We start from the raw sequence: 17055 nt of genomic DNA on the forward strand, positions 1-17055 counted from the left end.
GTGGCCACATGATCGAGTCAACTGATCGCGAGGTGGCGGGGAGTCTGGGACCGCTGGCCGTGCGGGAGTGGTCGGCGGAGAACCCGGGGTGGATCGCGCTGATCGCGCACGGCTACGGCGAGCACTCCGGGCGCTACCAGTGGGTCGCCGAGCAGCTGGTGCACGCGCGGGCGCTGGTCTGGGCGCCGGACCACATCGGCCACGGCCGCTCCCCGGGCGACCGGGTCCACTACGAGGACGCCGAGGTGCTGGTCGGTGATCTGGAGACGCTGCGCCGCGAGGTCACCGCGCAGCACCCGGGTCTGCCGGTGGTGCTGATCGGGCACTCGATGGGCGGCATGCTCGCCGCGCGCTACGCCCAGGAACACCAGCGGCAGCTGGCGGCCGTGGTGCTGTCGGGTCCGGTGCTGGGCACCTGGCACGTGCTGGACCTGCTGGAGCACGACGAGATCCCGGACACCCCGATCGATCCGGCGACGCTGTCCCGGGACCCGGAGGTGGGTGCGGCCTACCTGGCCGACGAGCTGGTGTGGCACGGCCCGTTCAAGCGCGCGACGCTGCGGGCGATCGACGACTGCCTGCTGGCGATCAACGAGGGGCCGACGCTGGAGATCCCGACGCTGTGGATCCACGGCGAGGACGACGAGCTGGTGCCGGAGGCCGACACGCGCACCGGCATCGACCGGATCCGCGGCGCCGAGTTCCACGAGCACATCTACCCGGGCGCGCGCCACGAGCTGTTCAACGAGACCAACAAGGCCGAGGTCATGGCCGATGTCCAGAACTTCATCGGACGAGCGCTGAATTCTTAGATCCGTTACTAATACTGACGATCATTACTCGATCGGGTGAGGCGTGTCGCTTGCGCGGTTGCAGCCCCCCGCTCTCCCGGGCAGCTTGAAATCCGGAGAGCGGGGGGCTGCCATGAACGTCGAGCGCGCGCAGGACCTGATCGGCACAACGGTTTTCGATCAGGACGGTAACCGGGTCGGCCGGGTCGGCAACGTCTACGTCGACGACCACACCAACCAACCCGAATGGGTCACGGTGCGACTGGGTCTGCTCGGCGTCCGCGAGACCTTCGTCCCGCTCGACGGCGCGACCAAGGCGGAGAACCGGCTGGACATCCCGGTCTCGCGCGCCCGGGTCCGCAACGCTCCCACCGTCGAGGCGATCGGTGGCCGGCTCACCGACAGCGAGGGCCGCGACCTCTACGCCTACTACGGTCTCGCCGACCCGGACGAGACCGATATCCACTCCTGACCCGCTCGGCCGTTCGAACTCGCGGGCACATGCGGAAGAATCTTCCGCGATGGACGCGCACAGCGAGCTCGAACTGCTCATCACGGTGGTCGTCGGAGCCCAGGACGAGGCCTCGGCCAGACAAGCCTGCGAGGGCCTGCTCAGACGCGTCGGCGCCGAGGTCGTCACGGTCGCCGACTGCTCCGACGAAGAACCCGGCTGCTGGTCGCTGACCATGAGCCGCGGCACCGGCGAGACCGGCTGGCACGTGGCCGCGCTGTCCCGCGTCGTGCGCAACTTCCTGCGCGAGCTCGGGCCGGAGTACGCCCGCTACCGGGTCGCCTGCGCCCCGCCCACCGCGTGGTCGGTGGTCGACGACCCCGAGCTGATCGGCGAGCTCGTCCCGGCCGGCGAGCGGCTGCTCATCGAGACGTGGTCGGAGGAAGCCGAGCGGGCACCCCTGCTCAACAATCCACAGTAGACAACTCATTCCAACATCCCTGCAGGGCAGGAACGAACAGTGATCAACAAGGGCGGCCCGGCCGCGCGATGATCTCGGCTGGGCACTACCTTGTGCACCGTTGCAGAGCCGTACCGCCCTTGGAGAGGACCACATCCGCATGGCAGGCGTGGAAGAAGTTCGCGCGGGCATCTCGCTGGCCAACCAGAAGATGCAGGAAGGCGTCGCGTCCATCCAGCAGACCGCCCTCGTCCTCGAAGAGGCCCAGGCCGCCCTCTCCGGCGCCATCCAGGGCACCGCCCAGGACGAGATGCAGCACGCCTACGGCATGCTCGCCGAGGTCCTGCAGACCCTCAGCGGCGCGCAGGGCACGTTGCAGGCCACGATCACCTCCACCGAGAGCTACGCCGGACGGCTGTAGCGGTGTCCTCCGTCGACGAACTCCGCCAAGTGCTGCAGGAGATCGAGCGCAGCCTCGAGGAGGCGGGTGCCCACCTGGGCACCTGCCAGGGCAAGCTCGACGAGGCCCGGCAGGCGCTGGTCCAGCTCGACCCCGAGCACCCCGAGACCGTCCTGCCCACCGGGCTCCCCCGCACCCACGACCAGGTCGAACGAGCGCAGCGGATGATCGACCTGGTGCTGAGCACGATCCGCGACTTCACCACCCGCCTGTAGCGGAGAGCCGGTGCGGAGAATTCCGTCCCACTGCGCGGTATTCGTGCTCACGCATGGGTTAGGCGGGGCTTACTCCGAGGTGGTACCTTGATCACGTTCCGTAACCCGGTGTCCGAGGGTGGCGTGTGGTGAAACGCAGTGACCGGCGAAGTCGCATCGAATCGGCCTTCGAGCACCTGCGCCGCAGCATCTCCGACGCGCTCGGGGCCGCCGAGAACGCCCACCAGCGGGTGCTCGACACCTTCGCCGAGCAGGAGCACGCGCTGCGCATCGCGCAGACCGGCGCCGCCAAGGCCGAGCGCGAACCCGAGCAGGTCACCGACGACCCGGCCGACCCGCGCTTCCAGGCCGCGCTGGCCCGCGCGCTCGCCGACCGCGACGAGATCTACCGGGACTGGACCGAGCAGGGCCCGCCGTCGCTGGCCAAGCTGGTCGAGGCCAACTCCCCCGGCAGCGCCTCGGAACCCTTCGACACCTGGCTCGGCGGCTTCGGCGACGGCGACGCCGCCAACCCGCCCGAGCTGTGGCGGATCGGCACCGCGAGCGTGCCGGACTCCCCGCTGTCGCCGGACTTCCCCGCCGTCGTCCCGGCGCTGGACTTCGCGCACCTGCGCATCACCACCGACGGCGTGCCCGAGACCGCCGAGACGCTGGTGCAGAACCTGCTGCTGCGCATCGTCAGCCACTTCCAGCCCGGCCAGGTGCGGATCCACAGCTGGGACATCGCCCGGCTGACCGGCACGCTGCCGGACCTGCACCCGCTCAGCAGCGCCGGGCTGCTCACCGCCCACGACTCGACGCGGCTGAGCGACATGCTCGACGTGCTCTCCGACCACATCAAGCGCATCCACTCCCACGACCTGCTCGGTGAGCACACCACGCTGCGCGCGCTGGCCGCCGCGCACGGCAGGCGCAGCGAGCCGTGGCGGATCGCGGTGCTGTTCGGCAACGGCGACCCGCTGCGCGACGAGCAGCAGCAACAGCTCCAGCGGATCGCCCGCAACGGCCTGGCCTGCGGCATCCAGCTGATCACCGTCGACCTGCCGCTGACCGTCAACAGCTCCATCGAGTCCATCACGCTCATCGGCGAGAACCGCGCCCGCACCAGCATGACCGGGCCGGAAGCCGTTGTGGCGCTGGACGATCCGCCCACCCGCGGCCAGGCCGCCAAGGCCTGCGGGTCGATCGCGGCCGAGTTCGAGTCGCGTCGCGCCCGGGTCCGCACCTTCGACGACCTGCTGCCCGACGAGCTGTGGCAGTGCCACTCGCGGTCCGAGCTGCAGGCGCCCGTCGGGTTCAACGAGGGCGAGGAGGTGTGGGTCCGGCTAGGCGACGCCAGCCCGCACACGCTGATCGGCGGCCCCAGCGGGTCCGGCAAGACCAACTTCCTCTACGGGATGCTCGGCGCGATGGCCGCCCGGTACTCGCCCGACGAGCTGGAGCTGTACCTGCTGGACTTCAAGGAAGGCGTGTCGTTCGCCCAGTTCACGCCGGGCAAGCGCGACCCCAGCTGGCTGCCGCACGCCAAGCTGGTCGGCGTCAACGTCAACACCGACCGCGAGTTCGGCCTGGCGCTGCTGCGGTTCCTGTCCGACGAGATGCGAAGACGCGCCGACGTCGCCAAGCAGCACGAGGTCACCAAGCTCGAAGAGCTGCGCGCCGAGGACCCGTCCGGCCGCTGGCCGCGGATCGTCGCGGTGATCGACGAGTTCCAGTACCTGTTCGCCGAGCGCGACCCGGTGACCGCGCAGGCTACCAAGCTGCTGGAAGACGTTGCGCGGCGCGGACGTTCGCAGGGCATCCACCTCGTGCTGGCCAGCCAGGACGTCTCCGGCATCGAGGCGTTCTGGGGCAAGCCCGCGATCTTCGAGCAGTTCATCCTGCGCATCGCGCTGCCCAAGGCGCGGCGGGTGCTCACTGAGCACAACCAGGCGGCGATGGAGCTGCCGCGCTGGCACGCCGTGGTCAACCACGAGTCGGGCGTCAAGCACGGCAACGAGATCGCCCGCATCCCCGACGCCACCGCCCGCGACACCTTCCACGAGCTGCAGCAGAAGCTGTGGCAGCGGCGCTCGGCCGGGTCGCACGCGCCCCGGCTGTTCGACGGCTCCAACCTGCCGAAGCTCTCGGAGCTGGCGGACTACCGGAAGCTGACCACGTCGGTGAGCACGCCGCGCGCGCTGCTCGGGCAGATCATCGACGTCGAGGGCACCGCCGCCGCGGTCCGGTTGTCGCGCTCGCCGGGCCGCAACGTCGCGGTGATCGGCTCGGTCCCCGAGGACACCACCAGCGCGCTGGGCGCGGCGGCGCTGTCGCTGTCGCGGCAGCACGAGCCGGGGACGATCCGGTTCACCATCGGCTCGCTGCTCGACGACGTCGACGACGCCGCGCGCTCGGTGGCCACCGAGCTGGCCGAACGCGGCCACCAGGTCGACGTGGTCGGGCTGGACGGGATCGCCGAAACGCTCGACGGCATCGCCGCCGGCATCGGTTCGGGCGCGTCGGCGGTCCGGCACTGCGTGGTGCTCTACGCGGTCGACGCGGCCCAGACGACGCTGGAGCGCAAGGATCCCGTCACGCGCGCCTGCGCGCTGGACTCGCTGCGCACGATCCTCAAGCAGGGCCCCGAATCCCGGGTGCACGTGCTCGGCTGGTGGCGCAGCGCGCAGCGGGTGAAGAACACCCTGGGCATGGGGCCGGTGGACGACATCGGCGCGTGGGTGGCCTTCGACGTGCACGGCCAGGAGCTCAGCGCGTTCGCCGCGGGCCAGCCGGTGAACTGGTCGCCGCGGTCGCGTCGCGGCCTGTTCTTCGACCGGTCGGTGCACTCCCGGCCCGAGGTGGTGCTGCCCTTCGACCTCGGCGGCGTCCCGACCGTCCCGGCCCAGCGCTCGACGGAACCCGGGGAGACCTCGACGAACGCCCGAGCCGAAGTGCGGGAGGAAGCCGGTGACTGAGACCGCCGCGGAGCGCTACCGCGAGCTGACGGCCCTGGCCACGGCCGCGGGCAAGGAGATGCGCAAGCACGAGCGGGAGATCGCCAAGGAGCTCGGCGAGCAGGTCGCGAAGGGCAACCAGCGCAAGGAGGAGTCCGAGCAGACCCGCGACGAGCTGGTCAGCGAGGTGAAGGGCCTCTGGAAGGCCGCGATGCAGGTCGTCTGGGACGAGCGCTGGCTGCGCTCCTCCGGCGTCCCGGCCCCGGACCGCAGCGCCCCCGACGCAACGCCGATGGAGTCCCGCATAGCGGTGCACGAGGCCTACGACGCCCTCCGCACCGCCATCACCAAACCCCGCCTCCCCCTCGGACGCCGCCGAAAGTGACCCTCCGCCGGTACGTTTCGAAAGGAACGCGACCGAGGCGACCCAAGCTTCAGTAGAGGCGACCCACTACGAATACGTTTCGCAACGAACGCAACCAAGGCAACCCAAGCTTTGGTAGACGCGACCCACTACGGATACGTTTCAAAAGGAACGCAACCCAGGCGACCCAAGCTTTGGTAAACGCGACCCACTACGAGTACGTTTCGCAAGGAAATGCGACCGAGGCGACCCAAGCTTTAGTAGAGGCGACCCACTACGGATACGTTTCGATAGGCAGTGGCAATTTCTTCTGAAATTGGCAGACCGCACAACGCGAGAAAACTACGAAACGAAGCCAATTTCTGGAGAAATTGTCACTCCGCACGCACCCAAAGTACCCCGCGGAGCGCTCCCAAGACGACCCCCGAGGGGTCGGGACAGTTTTCATGAAAACTGTCACCCCACCCACACGACGGGACCCCAAAACCCCAGATCAACCACCTCGAGGGTTGGGATCTTCTCCACAGAGGAACCCCGTGGGGGTGGTGACAGTTTTCATGAAAACTGTCACCACCCCCACGGGGTTCTTCGGGAGCGCTTCGCGGGGTCGAGCTGCTTGCGTGCGGAGTGGCAATTTCTCCAGAAATTGGCTTCGTCTTGGGGTTTCCTCGCGTTGTGGGGTCTGCCAATTTCAGAAGAAATTGCCACTGCCTCTCGAAACGTACCCGTAGTGGGTCGCGTCTACCAAAGCTTGGGTCATCTTGGTCGCGTTCGTCGCGAAACGTACCCGTAGCGGGTCGCGTCTACTGAAGCTTGGGTCGCCTAGTCGCGATCGTCGCGAAACGTATCCCAGAACCGTCCCCTGGCCACCACCGTCGGTGCGGGGCCGAGGTGCCCGGCGGCACTAGGCTCCACGTCGTGGACGAGCTGGGATCGGCGGCGGAAGTGGCCGCGGTGTCGTCGGATTTGATGCTGCGGTGGGCTGCTCAGGCGCTGGAGCCCGGGTATCCGCACGAGCGTGGGAGGGCTTGGCGGCGCGGGAGTGCGGTGGCGGTGTTCGCGCCTCGGTTGAACCGGTCCGACCGGCTCGTGCACGCCGGTGAGGTCGACGACGTGGTCGCGCTGCTGCGCGAGGTCCTGCCGACGGTGCGCGGCGAGAAGGTCCGGTTGCTGGCGCAAGCCCCGCTGGCCGAGCGGGTCGCCGAACGGCTCGGGACCGAAGTGCTGGCGACCTTCGGCTGGATGCACCTCGCCGCCGACCCGCCGCGACAGCCCGTCCCGGGCGTCGAGTGGCTGACCGAGGCCGACGTCCCGGCGATCGACGCGCTGCTGCGCGCGGCCAACCCCGGTTCCTACCTGTTCCCCGACGACCCGGGCGCGCTGCGGTGGGCGGGGATCCGCGACGCCGGCGGCACCCCGATCTCGGTCGCCGGCGACTCCTGGCCCGCCCCGGGCCTGCGCTACATCTCCGGCGTCGCCACCCACCCCGACCACCGCGGCGAGGGGCTCTCGACCCGCGTGTGCACCTTCCTCACCCGCGAGCTCGCCCGACTCGGCGACGTGGTGCTGATGGCCGACTCGGACAACGAACCGGCGCTGCGGGTGTACCGGCGGCTGGGCTTCCGGTACACCGCGATCTCGGCCGCCCGCCGGTGAGCAGCGGTGCTCAGTCGCGGATCAGCTTGCCCGGGTTGAGGATTCCGGTCGGGTCGACCGCGCGCTTGGCCGCCGCCAGCACCGAGACGCCGAGGTCCCCGATCTCCTCGCGCAGCCACGGCCGGTGGTCGACGCCGACGGCGTGGTGGTGGCTGATGGTGCCGCGCCCGGCGATGGCGTCGCAGGCGGCCTCCTTCGCGCGCTGCCACTGGCCGAGGGCCTGCTCGGAGTCGCGCGGGGCGAGCACCGTGAAGTACAGCGAGGCGCCGGTCTCGTAGGCGTGCGAGACGTGGCACATCACGATCGGCGGCCTGCTGCTCGAGTTGAGGTTGCGCACCAGCGCGGTGCGCACGGCCGAGCGCAGCTCGCTCAGCCCGCTCCACGTCGTGGCGGTCTCCAGGGTTTCCACGCACACGCCCCGGTCGAGCAGCGCGTCGCGCTGCCGGGGTCCGGCGAAACGGTGCGCGCGCCAGGACTCGCCGACCGCGCGGCCCAGCCGCACCGTCCGCACGTCCCGCAGCGACCGCAGCGCGGCCTTGCGGCGCTGCGCGAGCTCGGCGCGGGAACCGGCGTCCCAGCCCAGCACCAGCAGGCACGGGTTGCGGACGCCCTTGGCGCGCAGGAAGTTCCCCAGCGCGCGGGCCTTGAGCTGCCCGGACAGCGCGAACTGCACCTCGGTCTCGTCCGGGTCCGACAGCCGGGTCACGTCGGGCAGCACCCGGTCCTGCGCGAGCGCGCGCACCGCGTCGCCACCGGCCTGCCAGCCGTCGACGACGAGCGCTTCGTAGCGGGTCCGGCGCGGGACCGGTCGCACGCGCACGGCGACCTCGGTGATGACGCCGAGGGTCCCCTCGCTGCCGATCGCCAGCTGCCGCAGGTCGGGCCCGGCCGCCGAGGCCGGTGCGACGCCGAGCTTCCACTCACCGGCCGGGGTCGCCAGGCGCACGCCCTCCACCATGTCCTCGAACCGCCCGTACCCCGAGGACGCCTGACCGGCCGAGCGGGTCGCGGCGAACCCGCCGATGGTGGCCCGCTCGAACGACTGCGGGAAGTGCCCGAGGGTGAAACCGTGCGCGGCCAGCAGCGATTCCGCTTCGGTGGCGCGCATCCCGGCCTGCAGCACGGCGATCCGCGAGTCGGGGTCGAGGGAGACCAGCCGGTCCAGCCGCACGAGGTCGAGGGCGACCACGGCGCTCTTGCCGCCGCGCAGCGCGTCGACCCCGCCCACCACCGAGGTGCCGCCGCCGAAGGGCACGACCGCGATGTCGTGGCGGGCGCAGATCTCCAGCACGCCCTGCACCAGCTCGGGTTCGGAGGGCAGCAGCACCGCGTCGGGAACGGCGAGCTCGGCGCCGTCGCGACGGCGCATCAGGTCGCTGTAGGACATGCCCCCGGCCCGGCCGAGGCGCGCGGCGGCGTCGGTGAGCACGTGGCGCTCGCCCAGCAGCGCCTCCAGCTCGGCGCGCGGGGTGTCGCCGAGGGCGCTCGCGGGTACGTCGAGCAGGGAGGACGGCACCGCGGGGGTGGTCGTCTCGGCGAGTCCGATGCGGTTGCGCAGCCAGCGCAGCGCCGCCGGGGACAGGTGCGCGGCGGCGGCCCCCGACGGGGTCCAGCTGCCGCGAAGGGTGTGTTCGATCTGGCCGTTCACGGGCTAGAGTGTGACACATGAAGTCGGAATGTCACAGCGTCGATCGGGTCAGCGGGCACACCGGCAGGCGCCCGGCGGCCAACCGCGTCGACGACGCCGACCTGCTGCGCGCGGCCCGCGAGTGCGTGCTCGCCAAGGGCGTGCGGCGCACCACGCTCACCGAGGTCGCCCGCACCGCCGGGGTCAGCCGGATGACGCTCTACCGCCGCTTCCCCGACATCGGCAGCATGGTGACCACCCTCGTCACGGTCGAGTTCGGCGAGGTCCTGGCCCGGGCCCAGCAGGCCGCGGGAACCGGTGACGCGCGATCGCGGCTGGTCAGCGGCATGGTGCGCGGCATCCGGCTGCTGCACGAAGCCCCGCTGCTGCAGCGGGTCCTCGACACCGACGCCGAACTGCTGCTGCCCTACCTGGTGGAACGGCTCGGCAGCACGCAGCTCGCCGCCGACGGGTTCCTGCGCGAACACCTCGCGGCCGGGCACGCCGACGGGTCGATCCGCCCCGGCGACGTGGCGGTGCAGGCCCGTTCGCTGCTGCTGCTGACCCAGTCGTTCGTCATCTCCGCCGGACCGGCCAGCCAGGACCTCGACCTCGACGCCCTCACCGACGAACTCGCCCTCCTCCTCGACGGCGCCCTCCGACCCGAAGGCGCCCTCCAGCCAAGGAGCCCCGCATGACCACCACGCCGCTTCCCGCCGGATCGCTGCGCGCCACCTCGCTGAACTCCGCCCGGTTGAAGGACGACCTGCACGCGGCGGCGGAGCAGGAAGTCGACCTGCTCGTCGTCGGCGGCGGCGTCACCGGCACCGGGGTCGCCCTCGACGCGGCCGCGAGGGGACTGTCCGTCGCGCTCGTCGAAGCCCGGGACCTCGCGTGGGGAACGTCCCGCTTCTCCAGCAAGCTCGTGCACGGCGGCCTGCGCTACCTCGCGCACGGCGACGTCGCCCTGGCCCGGGAGAGCGCGGTCGAGCGCAACGTGCTGATGACCCGCACGGCCCCGCACCTGGTGCGCCCGCTGCCCCAGATCATCCCGCTGCACGAAACCGTGTCCCGGCGGCAGGAACTCGTCCTGCACGCGGGTCTGCGGGCCGGGGACGCGCTGCGTCGCGCCGCGCGGACGCCCTCGGACGTGCTGCCGCCGCCCAAGCGGATCCCGGCGGCCGAAGCCCTCGCGCTCGTGCCGGGCATCCGGCAGGCCGGGCTGCGGGGCGGGCTGCTCAGCTTCGACGGGCAGCTCGTCGACGACGCGCGGCTGGTGGTGGCGCTGGCGCGCACGGCGGCCGGGTTCGGCGCGCGCGTCCTCACCCGCTGCGCGGTGGAGTCCCTCGACGGCGGTGGCGCCGACGTGGTGGACGCGCGCAGCGGCGAGTCGCTGCGGATCCGGGCGCGGTCGGTGGTCAACGCCGCGGGCGTGTGGGCCGGGGAGCTGGTGCCGGAGGTGCGGCTGAGCCCGTCGCGCGGTTCGCACCTGGTGATCGACGCCGACGCGGCCGGGGTGGCGGGAACCGCCGTGGTGGCGCCGATGGCGGGCGAGTCGGGACGCTTCCTGCTGCTCATCCCGCTGCCCGACGGTCGCGCGATCCTCGGCCTCACCGACGAGCCCGCGCCCGGACCGGTCCCGCACGTCCCGGAGGTGCCCGAGTCCGATGTGGACTTCCTGCTGGCCGGGATCCGGGACTCGCTGGGCGTGCCGCTGACCCGCGAGCACGTGCTCGGCTCGTTCGCCGGCCTGCGGCCGCTGCTGCAGCAGGACGGCAAGGACTCGGCGGACCTGTCCCGCCACCACGCGGTGCTCACGTCGGAGGAAGGGATCGTCACGGTCGTCGGCGGCAAGCTCACGACCTACCGGAAGATGGCCGCGGACGCGGTGGACGCGGCCGTGCGCACCCGCGGCCTGTCGGCGGGCCCGTCGCGCACCACCGAGATCCCGCTGGTCGGGGCGGCCCATCGACGGCACCTCACCGACGTCGAGGCCCCCGCCACCCTCGTCGCCAAGTACGGCACCGAGGCCGCCCGCGTCGCCGCGCTCGCCGAGCTCGACCCCGACCTCGCCGAGCCGGTCGCCGACGGCGTCCACCTCACCGCCGCCGAAGTCCTCTGGGCGGTCCGCCACGAAGGCGCCCTCGACGCCGACGACGTTCTCGACCGCCGCTCCCGCCTCGGCCTCAACCCGACCGAACGCACCGCAGCCCTCCCCAAGGTCGAAGACCTCGTCACCAGATCCCTCACCGGAATCGAAACCCCCTGACACCCCTCCCAGGTCGAAAACCGCAGGTTTTGTCGGGTCAAATCCTGCGGTTTTCGACCCGACAAAACCTGCGGTTTTCGACCCGACAAATCCTGCGGTTTTTGACCGCTGGGGTGTGTCGGGTGCCGGGGGTGGATGCAGAAAGGCCCCGGGGCCGGCCTTGTGGCCGGGCTCTCCGGGGCCCATTGCGTGGTCAGAGACCGTGGCCTCCGACTGGATTCAGGTAACGATTCAGGCCGGACCGAGCAGGCCGGTTCCGAATCGGATCAGCGCTGGTCCATCGGCGTGTAGGCGCGCTCGGCGGAACCGGTGTAGACCTGACGCGGACGGCTGATCTTGCGAGCCGGGTCCTCGATCATCTCGCGCCAGTGCGCGATCCAACCGGGCAGGCGGCCGAGGGCGAACAGCACCGTGAAGTACTTCGTCGGGAAGCCCATCGCCTTGTAGATCAGGCCGGTGTAGAAGTCCACGTTCGGGTAGAGCTTGCGCGAGACGAAGTAGTCGTCGGCCAGCGCCTTCTCCTCCAGCCGCAGGGCGATGTCCAGCAGCGGGTCGTTGGCGCCCAGCTTGGACAGCACCTCGTCGGCGGTCTTCTTGACGATCGCCGCGCGCGGGTCGTAGTTCTTGTAGACCCGGTGGCCGAAGCCCATCAGGCGAACGCCGGGCTCCTTGTTCTTCACCCGCTCGACGAACGCGTCCACGTCGCCGCCGTTGGCCTGGATGCCCTCCAGCATCTCCAGCACCGCGCTGTTGGCGCCGCCGTGCAGCGGCCCGAACAGGGCGTTGATGCCGGCCGAGACGCTGGCGAACATGTTGGCCTCGGACGAGCCGACCATGCGCACCGTCGAGGTCGAGCAGTTCTGCTCGTGGTCGGCGTGCAGGATGAACAGCAGGTCCAGCGCGCGCGCCAGGGTCGGGTCGACCTCGTAGGGCTCGGCGGGGAAGCCGAAGGTCATCCGGAGGAAGTTCTCCACCAGCCCCAGCGAGTTGTCCGGGTACAGGAACGGCTGACCGACCGACTTCTTGTAGGCGTAGGCCGCGATGGTGGGCAGCTTCGCCAGCAGGCGCACCGTGGACAGCTCGACCTGGTCCTTGTCGAACGGGTCGAGCGCGTCCTGGTAGAAGGTCGACAGCGCCGAGACCGCGGACGACAGCACCGGCATCGGGTGCGCGTCGCGGGGGAAGCCGTCGAAGAACTGCTTGAGGTCTTCGTGCAGCAGCGTGTGCCGCTTGATGCGCTCGGAGAACGCGTCGTACTCCTGCTGCGTCGGCAGCTCACCGTAGATGAGCAGGTAGCTGACCTCGATGAAGTTCGACTTCGCCGCGAGCTCCTCGATGGGGTACCCGCGGTACCGGAGGATGCCGGCGTCGCCGTCGATGTAGGTGATGTCGGAAAGGCAGGCTGCCGTGTTGACGAAGCCCGGATCCAACGTCACCAAACCGGTCTGAGACAGCAGCTTGCCGAGATCGACGCCAGGCGCGCCCTCGGTCGGTTGCGTCACCTGCATTTCGTGCTCGCCGGCGTCATAGCGCAGCGCGACGGTACGTTTGGCGGTCACGTCGTCGGGCATTCGGGAACCTCTCGCGCTCGTCAAGGGGTGCGTGGTGACGACCGCGATTGCCCAGCCAAGCGGCAGGGCTCGTGTCGCCCGCGCTCCGGTCGGGGTGTCCGAACCGTCGCAGCACCACCCCGTTGGGGTCCTGTCAGTAGTCACGCTAGACCGCGAGAGGGTCCCCGCGCAGCAATCGCGTTTCCTCTTTTTTGCAGGTGGGACCACGATCACATCACACTTACCGGTAGCCGGAGCGCCGTTGTCGACGCTCCGCCACCGCGTGAGACCACCATCGTGACCACGCGTGAAATCCGATCGGTCTAATCCGGACTCCGTCTTCCGCAGTCAGGCGCGTGAGCTCACAGGGCGTGTTCGCCACCCCCCGGATGGATTTCGATCACGCATCGAGCTCCGAGGACCACGGCGGCTCGGCGCCCGCGCGCGAGACGGTGATCGCCGCGGCGGACGCGGCGAACGACAGCGCCCGCTCCCACTGCCCGGCGTCGAGCGCGCGGACCTTCTCCGGCGACAGCGCGTCGTTGCGGTCCAGCCAGGCCAGCAGCGCGGCCTGCACGGTGTCGCCTGCGCCGATGGTGTCGGCGACCTCGACCCGGCGGCCGGGCACCGTGACCTCGCCCTCGGAGGTGACCGCGGTAATCCCGTCGGCACCCCTGGTCACCACCACCGCGGCCGGTCCCTGCGCCTGCCACTCGCGGGCCGCGTCGAGCACGTCGCGGCCGGGAGCGAGCCATTCGGCGTCGTCGTCGGAGACCTTGAGCAGGCCGACCGAGGGCAGCCAGGAGGCGAACCGCGCGCGGTAGGCGTCCGGGTCGGCGATGAGGTCGGCGCGAACGTTGGGGTCCAGCGCGATGAACACGCCCCGCTCGGCCTCGCGGAACAGCGCCTTCTCGTAGGTGGTGGCGCCGGGTTCGAGCACCATGCCCAGCGTGCCCAGGCACAGCGCGGTGGTCTCGGCCGGCAGCGGCTGGTCGGCGACGAAGCGCGCGGCGGTGCCCTCGGTGTGGAAGCTGTAGCGGGCCGAGCCGTTGGGCTCCAGCCCGACGACGGCCAGCGTCGTGGGCTCGGGCCCGCGCTGCACCAGCGACGTGTCCACTTCGGACTCGGTGAGCCGCGTCAGCATCCGGTCGCCGAACTGGTCGGTGGACAGCTTCGCGTAGAACGCGACGGGCGCACCGAGCCTGCCCAGCGCGATGGCCACGTTGTACGGGCCGCCGCCGAGCAACGGGTGCAGCGGGCCGAGCTCTCCGTCCGGGGTGGACGGATGCGGCACGAGGTCGACGAGGGCCTCTCCGCCGATGACGATCACTTTTCCTCCACTGTGTCCACGTCTGATGGGTCCACGCCTGATGGATCCGCTTCGAATGGGTCTGCTTCGGACTTCTCGTCCTGGGCCAGCCCGCCCAGCAGGAACTGCGACAGCGCGGCGAACGCGGCGGCGTCGGACAACCCCGTGCGCTCGCCGATCTCGCCGCGCTGGATGCCGGCGATGGTCCGGCCGACCATCTCACCGACGAATCCGGCGTGGACTTCGCGGAACACACCTTGCCGCACGCCCTCGGTGATGAACCCGCGCAGCCGGTCTCCGGCGGCGTGCGCGTTGGCCTCGTAGGTGGCGCGGGTCGCGAGGTTGGCGGCCATGTCGTTGATGAACTCCCGGGACGCGGGCCGCAGCGCTTCGGCGGCCGAGTCGAGGTAGGCGCGCACCTTCTCGCGCGCGTCCTCGGCGACGCTCGTGCGGCGCTCGATGTCCTCGGTGGCGTTCTTGAAGTAGTGCGCGACGACGCGGACCGCGAGCTGGTCCTTGCTGCCGGCCAGCGTGTAGAGCGTCGACTTCGAGCAGCGCAGCCGCGCGGCCAGGTCGTCGAGGGTGAAGTGAGCGAAGCCCTCGGCCAGGAACAGATCGCGCAGCCGGTCCAGCAGATCGGCTCGTCTCGGATTCAGCGTCCGCTCGGCTCGTGAGGTGCTCATCAGCGCAAAGCCTGCCACAGGAACTCTAGTCATCCGAGCAGACCTTTTGACAGTACTGGCGTACCGCCTACAGTACTGATTGCAGTACGCACACCGGCTACGCACACTGGACCGCGGGAGCGCGCCATGACCGTTGACCGCCTGCTTCCCACCGAGGAAGCCGCAGATCTGCTCGCGTTGACCCGCGAGATCGCCCGCGAGGAGCTCGCCGGCCGCGCCGCCGAGGACGAGGCCGCGGGCAAGTTCCCGCGCGACGCGTTCCGGCTGCTCGGCGAGGCCGGGCTGCTCGGCCTGCCCTACCCGGAGGAGCACGGCGGCGGCGCGCAGCCCTACGAGGTGTACCTGCAGGTGCTGGAGGAGATCAGCAGCGCCTGGATGACCGTCGGCGTGAGCCTGTCGGTGCACACCATGAGCTGCTTCCCGCTCTCCCGCTTCGGCACCGCCGACCAGCGCGAACGGTGGCTGCCGGAGATGATCGGCGGCGCGAGCCTGGGCGCCTACGCGCTGTCCGAGCCGCACGCCGGGTCCGACGCCGCCGCGCTGAGCACCCGCGCCGAGCGCAGCGGCGACGAGTACGTGATCAACGGGCAGAAGGCGTGGATCACCCACGGCAGCGAGGCCGACTTCTACACGCTCATGGCCCGCACCGGCGACGGCCCGCACCGCATCAGCTGCCTGCTCGTCGACTCCACCACCTCGGGCCTGACGGCGGGACCGCCCGAGCACAAGATGGGACTCACCGGGTCACCCACGACACCGCTGTACTTCGAGGACGCCCACGTCCCGGCCGACCGGCTGATCGGAGCGGAGGGCGACGGACTCAAGATCGCGCTGTGCTCGCTCGACTCCGGGCGCCTGGGCATCGCGGCCTGCGCGGTCGGGCTCGCCCAGGCCGCGCTGGACCTCGCGGTGGACTACGCCAAGCAGCGCAGCCAGTTCGGGCAGCCGATCATCCGGTTCCAGGGCGTGGAGTTCATGCTGGCCGACATGGCCGCGGCCATCCACTCCGCCCGCGCGACCTACCTCGACGCCGCCCGCCGCCGCGACGCCGGACTCCCCTTCGGCGAGCAGGCGTCGGTGGCCAAGCTGGTGGCCACCGACGCGGCGATGAAGGTCACCACCGACGCGGTCCAGGTCCTCGGCGGCGCCGGCTACACCACCGACTTCCCCGCCGAGCGCTACATGCGCGAAGCCAAGGTCCTGCAGATCTTCGAAGGCACCAACCAGATCCAGCGCATGGTCATCGGCCGCCACCTCGCCGGGTGAGTGCCGGTAGCGACCTCCACGCAGGTCAGAGGGGCGTGAGGCCCCAGTGGGCGGTCCAGGCCTCGCCCGGGTTCAGGGTGATGAGGTCGGTTCCGGAGTTGAGGGCGTCCGGCGGGCAGGTCATCGGCTCGATGGCGATGGCCCGGCCGCGCTCGGGGAAGTTCTCCGCCGTGTAGACCTGCACCCACTTGAACACCGGATCGGCCCACAGCTGCACGCCGTGGCCGTCCGGGCCGGTCAGCGAGTGCCGGACCAGGCCCGCCGGGTCGTCGGGGGCCGGGGCGGCGCCGCCGAAGGCGGTGTCCAGCCAGACCCCGGCCAGGCGGCGACCGGAGCGGAAGTCGACCTCGTCGCCCTCCAGCGCCCGCGGCGGGCGGACCGGCAGCAACCGGTCGGCGTCGACGGGCAGCACGGTCGAGGCGGCCAGCCGCAGCGTGCACTCGTCGGTCTCGACGTTGCCCGCGCGCGGGTACGGGTGCACCCCGACGCCGAAGGGAACCGCGCGCCCACCCAGGTTCTCCACGGTGTGGGTCACGGTGAGCCCGTCGCCGTCGAGCGCGTAGCCGATGGAGGTCAGCAGCGGCACCGGCCAGCCCGGACGGGGCGAGACGGTCGCCTGCAGCACGACGGCGGAGTCGGTGTGCTCGACGATCGACCACGGCTCGTGCCGCAGCAGGCCGTGGATGGCGTTGTGCCGGTCGGGCTCGGTCAGCGCGAGCTGCTGCGGTTCGCCGTCGAGCGCCCAGCGCCCGTCGGCGACCCGGTTCGGCCACGGCACCAGCACCGCGCCCGCCGCCGACGGCGGGAGCCGCTCGGCGTCGAAGGTCTCGGTGAACGGCACGCCGTCGACGGTGTAGGAGCGCAGCGCAGCGCCGAACTCGGTGATGACCGCCCTCGCGGTCCCCGAGGCGATCTCGAACTGCCTGCCGGTGGCGGGAAGAGGATCATGCACGCCGCCACTCTACGACCAGGAGGCGATCCCCGGCACCGCGAACGGCACCGGGAACCGCCTCCCGAT

General features: G+C 71.0%; 16 protein-coding genes. 11 read left to right on the forward strand and 5 right to left on the reverse strand.

Annotated elements, in window-relative coordinates:
• The first annotated feature begins 8 nt into the window (after positions 1–8).
• The 8 genes from BM424_RS09320 (at position 9) to BM424_RS09355 (ending at position 7333) form a co-directional block, all read left to right on the forward strand.
• Entirely contained in the window at positions 9–812 is an 804-nt protein-coding gene (locus BM424_RS09320) for an alpha/beta hydrolase (RefSeq protein WP_093415364.1), read from the forward strand.
• Between the two features lie 112 nt (positions 813–924).
• Positions 925–1263 carry a PRC-barrel domain-containing protein gene (locus BM424_RS09325; RefSeq protein ID WP_093415365.1) on the forward strand — a complete coding sequence of 113 codons (339 nt, stop codon included), beginning with the start codon at positions 925–927 and terminating at the stop codon, positions 1261–1263.
• A gap of 49 nt (positions 1264–1312) precedes the next feature.
• Complete coding sequence (locus BM424_RS09330) at positions 1313–1723, forward strand: hypothetical protein (RefSeq protein ID WP_093415367.1); 411 nt, start codon at positions 1313–1315, stop codon at positions 1721–1723.
• Between the two features lie 139 nt (positions 1724–1862).
• Positions 1863–2123 (forward strand): hypothetical protein, encoded by a 261-nt coding sequence (locus tag BM424_RS09335; protein WP_093415368.1) that lies wholly within the window; start codon positions 1863–1865, stop codon positions 2121–2123.
• A gap of 2 nt (positions 2124–2125) precedes the next feature.
• Complete coding sequence (locus BM424_RS09340) at positions 2126–2377, forward strand: hypothetical protein (protein ID WP_093415370.1); 252 nt, start codon at positions 2126–2128, stop codon at positions 2375–2377.
• 125 nt (positions 2378–2502) lie between these two features.
• Positions 2503–5334 carry an FtsK/SpoIIIE domain-containing protein gene (locus tag BM424_RS09345; protein WP_093415371.1) on the forward strand — a complete coding sequence of 944 codons (2832 nt, stop codon included), beginning with the start codon at positions 2503–2505 and terminating at the stop codon, positions 5332–5334.
• A complete protein-coding gene (locus BM424_RS09350) occupies positions 5327–5698 on the forward strand; it encodes a hypothetical protein (RefSeq protein ID WP_093415373.1) in 372 nt (123 codons plus the stop codon). The genes BM424_RS09345 and BM424_RS09350 overlap by 8 nt, the downstream gene beginning before the upstream one ends.
• Before the next feature lie 897 nt (positions 5699–6595).
• On the forward strand, positions 6596–7333 hold the full coding sequence (locus BM424_RS09355; RefSeq protein WP_139274034.1) for a GNAT family N-acetyltransferase: 738 nt from the start codon (positions 6596–6598) through the stop codon (positions 7331–7333).
• A gap of 10 nt (positions 7334–7343) precedes the next feature.
• Here the strand turns inward: BM424_RS09355 and BM424_RS09360 are convergent, their stop codons facing one another.
• Positions 7344–8981, reverse strand: coding sequence for an FAD-binding oxidoreductase (locus BM424_RS09360; protein ID WP_093415376.1), 1638 nt, complete (start codon positions 8979–8981; stop codon positions 7344–7346).
• Between the two features lie 17 nt (positions 8982–8998).
• Here BM424_RS09360 and BM424_RS09365 point away from each other — a divergent pair, with 17 nt between their 5' ends.
• Both BM424_RS09365 and BM424_RS09370 read left to right on the forward strand, forming a co-directional pair.
• Complete coding sequence (locus BM424_RS09365; protein WP_093415377.1) at positions 8999–9658, forward strand: TetR/AcrR family transcriptional regulator; 660 nt, start codon at positions 8999–9001, stop codon at positions 9656–9658.
• Positions 9655–11229: a glycerol-3-phosphate dehydrogenase/oxidase gene (locus BM424_RS09370; protein ID WP_093415379.1), complete on the forward strand. Its 1575-nt coding sequence runs from the start codon at positions 9655–9657 to the stop codon at positions 11227–11229. The genes BM424_RS09365 and BM424_RS09370 overlap by 4 nt, the downstream gene beginning before the upstream one ends.
• A 266-nt stretch (positions 11230–11495) precedes the next feature.
• Here BM424_RS09370 and BM424_RS09375 read toward each other — a convergent pair whose 3' ends face one another.
• The 3 genes from BM424_RS09375 to BM424_RS09385 form a co-directional block, all read right to left on the reverse strand.
• Positions 11496–12800 (reverse strand): citrate synthase, encoded by a 1305-nt coding sequence (locus BM424_RS09375; RefSeq protein WP_093415380.1) that lies wholly within the window; start codon positions 12798–12800, stop codon positions 11496–11498.
• Positions 12801–13179: 379 nt separating this feature from the next.
• On the reverse strand, positions 13180–14109 hold the full coding sequence (locus BM424_RS09380) for a carbohydrate kinase family protein (protein ID WP_093415382.1): 930 nt from the start codon (positions 14107–14109) through the stop codon (positions 13180–13182).
• Complete coding sequence (locus BM424_RS09385) at positions 14106–14771, reverse strand: TetR/AcrR family transcriptional regulator (RefSeq protein WP_093415383.1); 666 nt, start codon at positions 14769–14771, stop codon at positions 14106–14108. The genes BM424_RS09380 and BM424_RS09385 overlap by 4 nt, the downstream gene beginning before the upstream one ends.
• 126 nt (positions 14772–14897) lie before the next feature.
• Here BM424_RS09385 and BM424_RS09390 point away from each other — a divergent pair, with 126 nt between their 5' ends.
• Entirely contained in the window at positions 14898–16037 is a 1140-nt protein-coding gene (locus tag BM424_RS09390) for an acyl-CoA dehydrogenase family protein (RefSeq protein ID WP_093415385.1), read from the forward strand.
• Positions 16038–16062: 25 nt separating this feature from the next.
• Here BM424_RS09390 and BM424_RS09395 read toward each other — a convergent pair whose 3' ends face one another.
• Positions 16063–16989, reverse strand: coding sequence for an aldose 1-epimerase family protein (locus tag BM424_RS09395; protein WP_093415386.1), 927 nt, complete (start codon positions 16987–16989; stop codon positions 16063–16065).
• Positions 16990–17055: the final 66 nt, after the last annotated feature.

The sequence above is a fragment of the Saccharopolyspora flava genome (assembly GCF_900116135.1).
GTDB lineage: Bacteria > Actinomycetota > Actinomycetes > Mycobacteriales > Pseudonocardiaceae > Saccharopolyspora > Saccharopolyspora flava.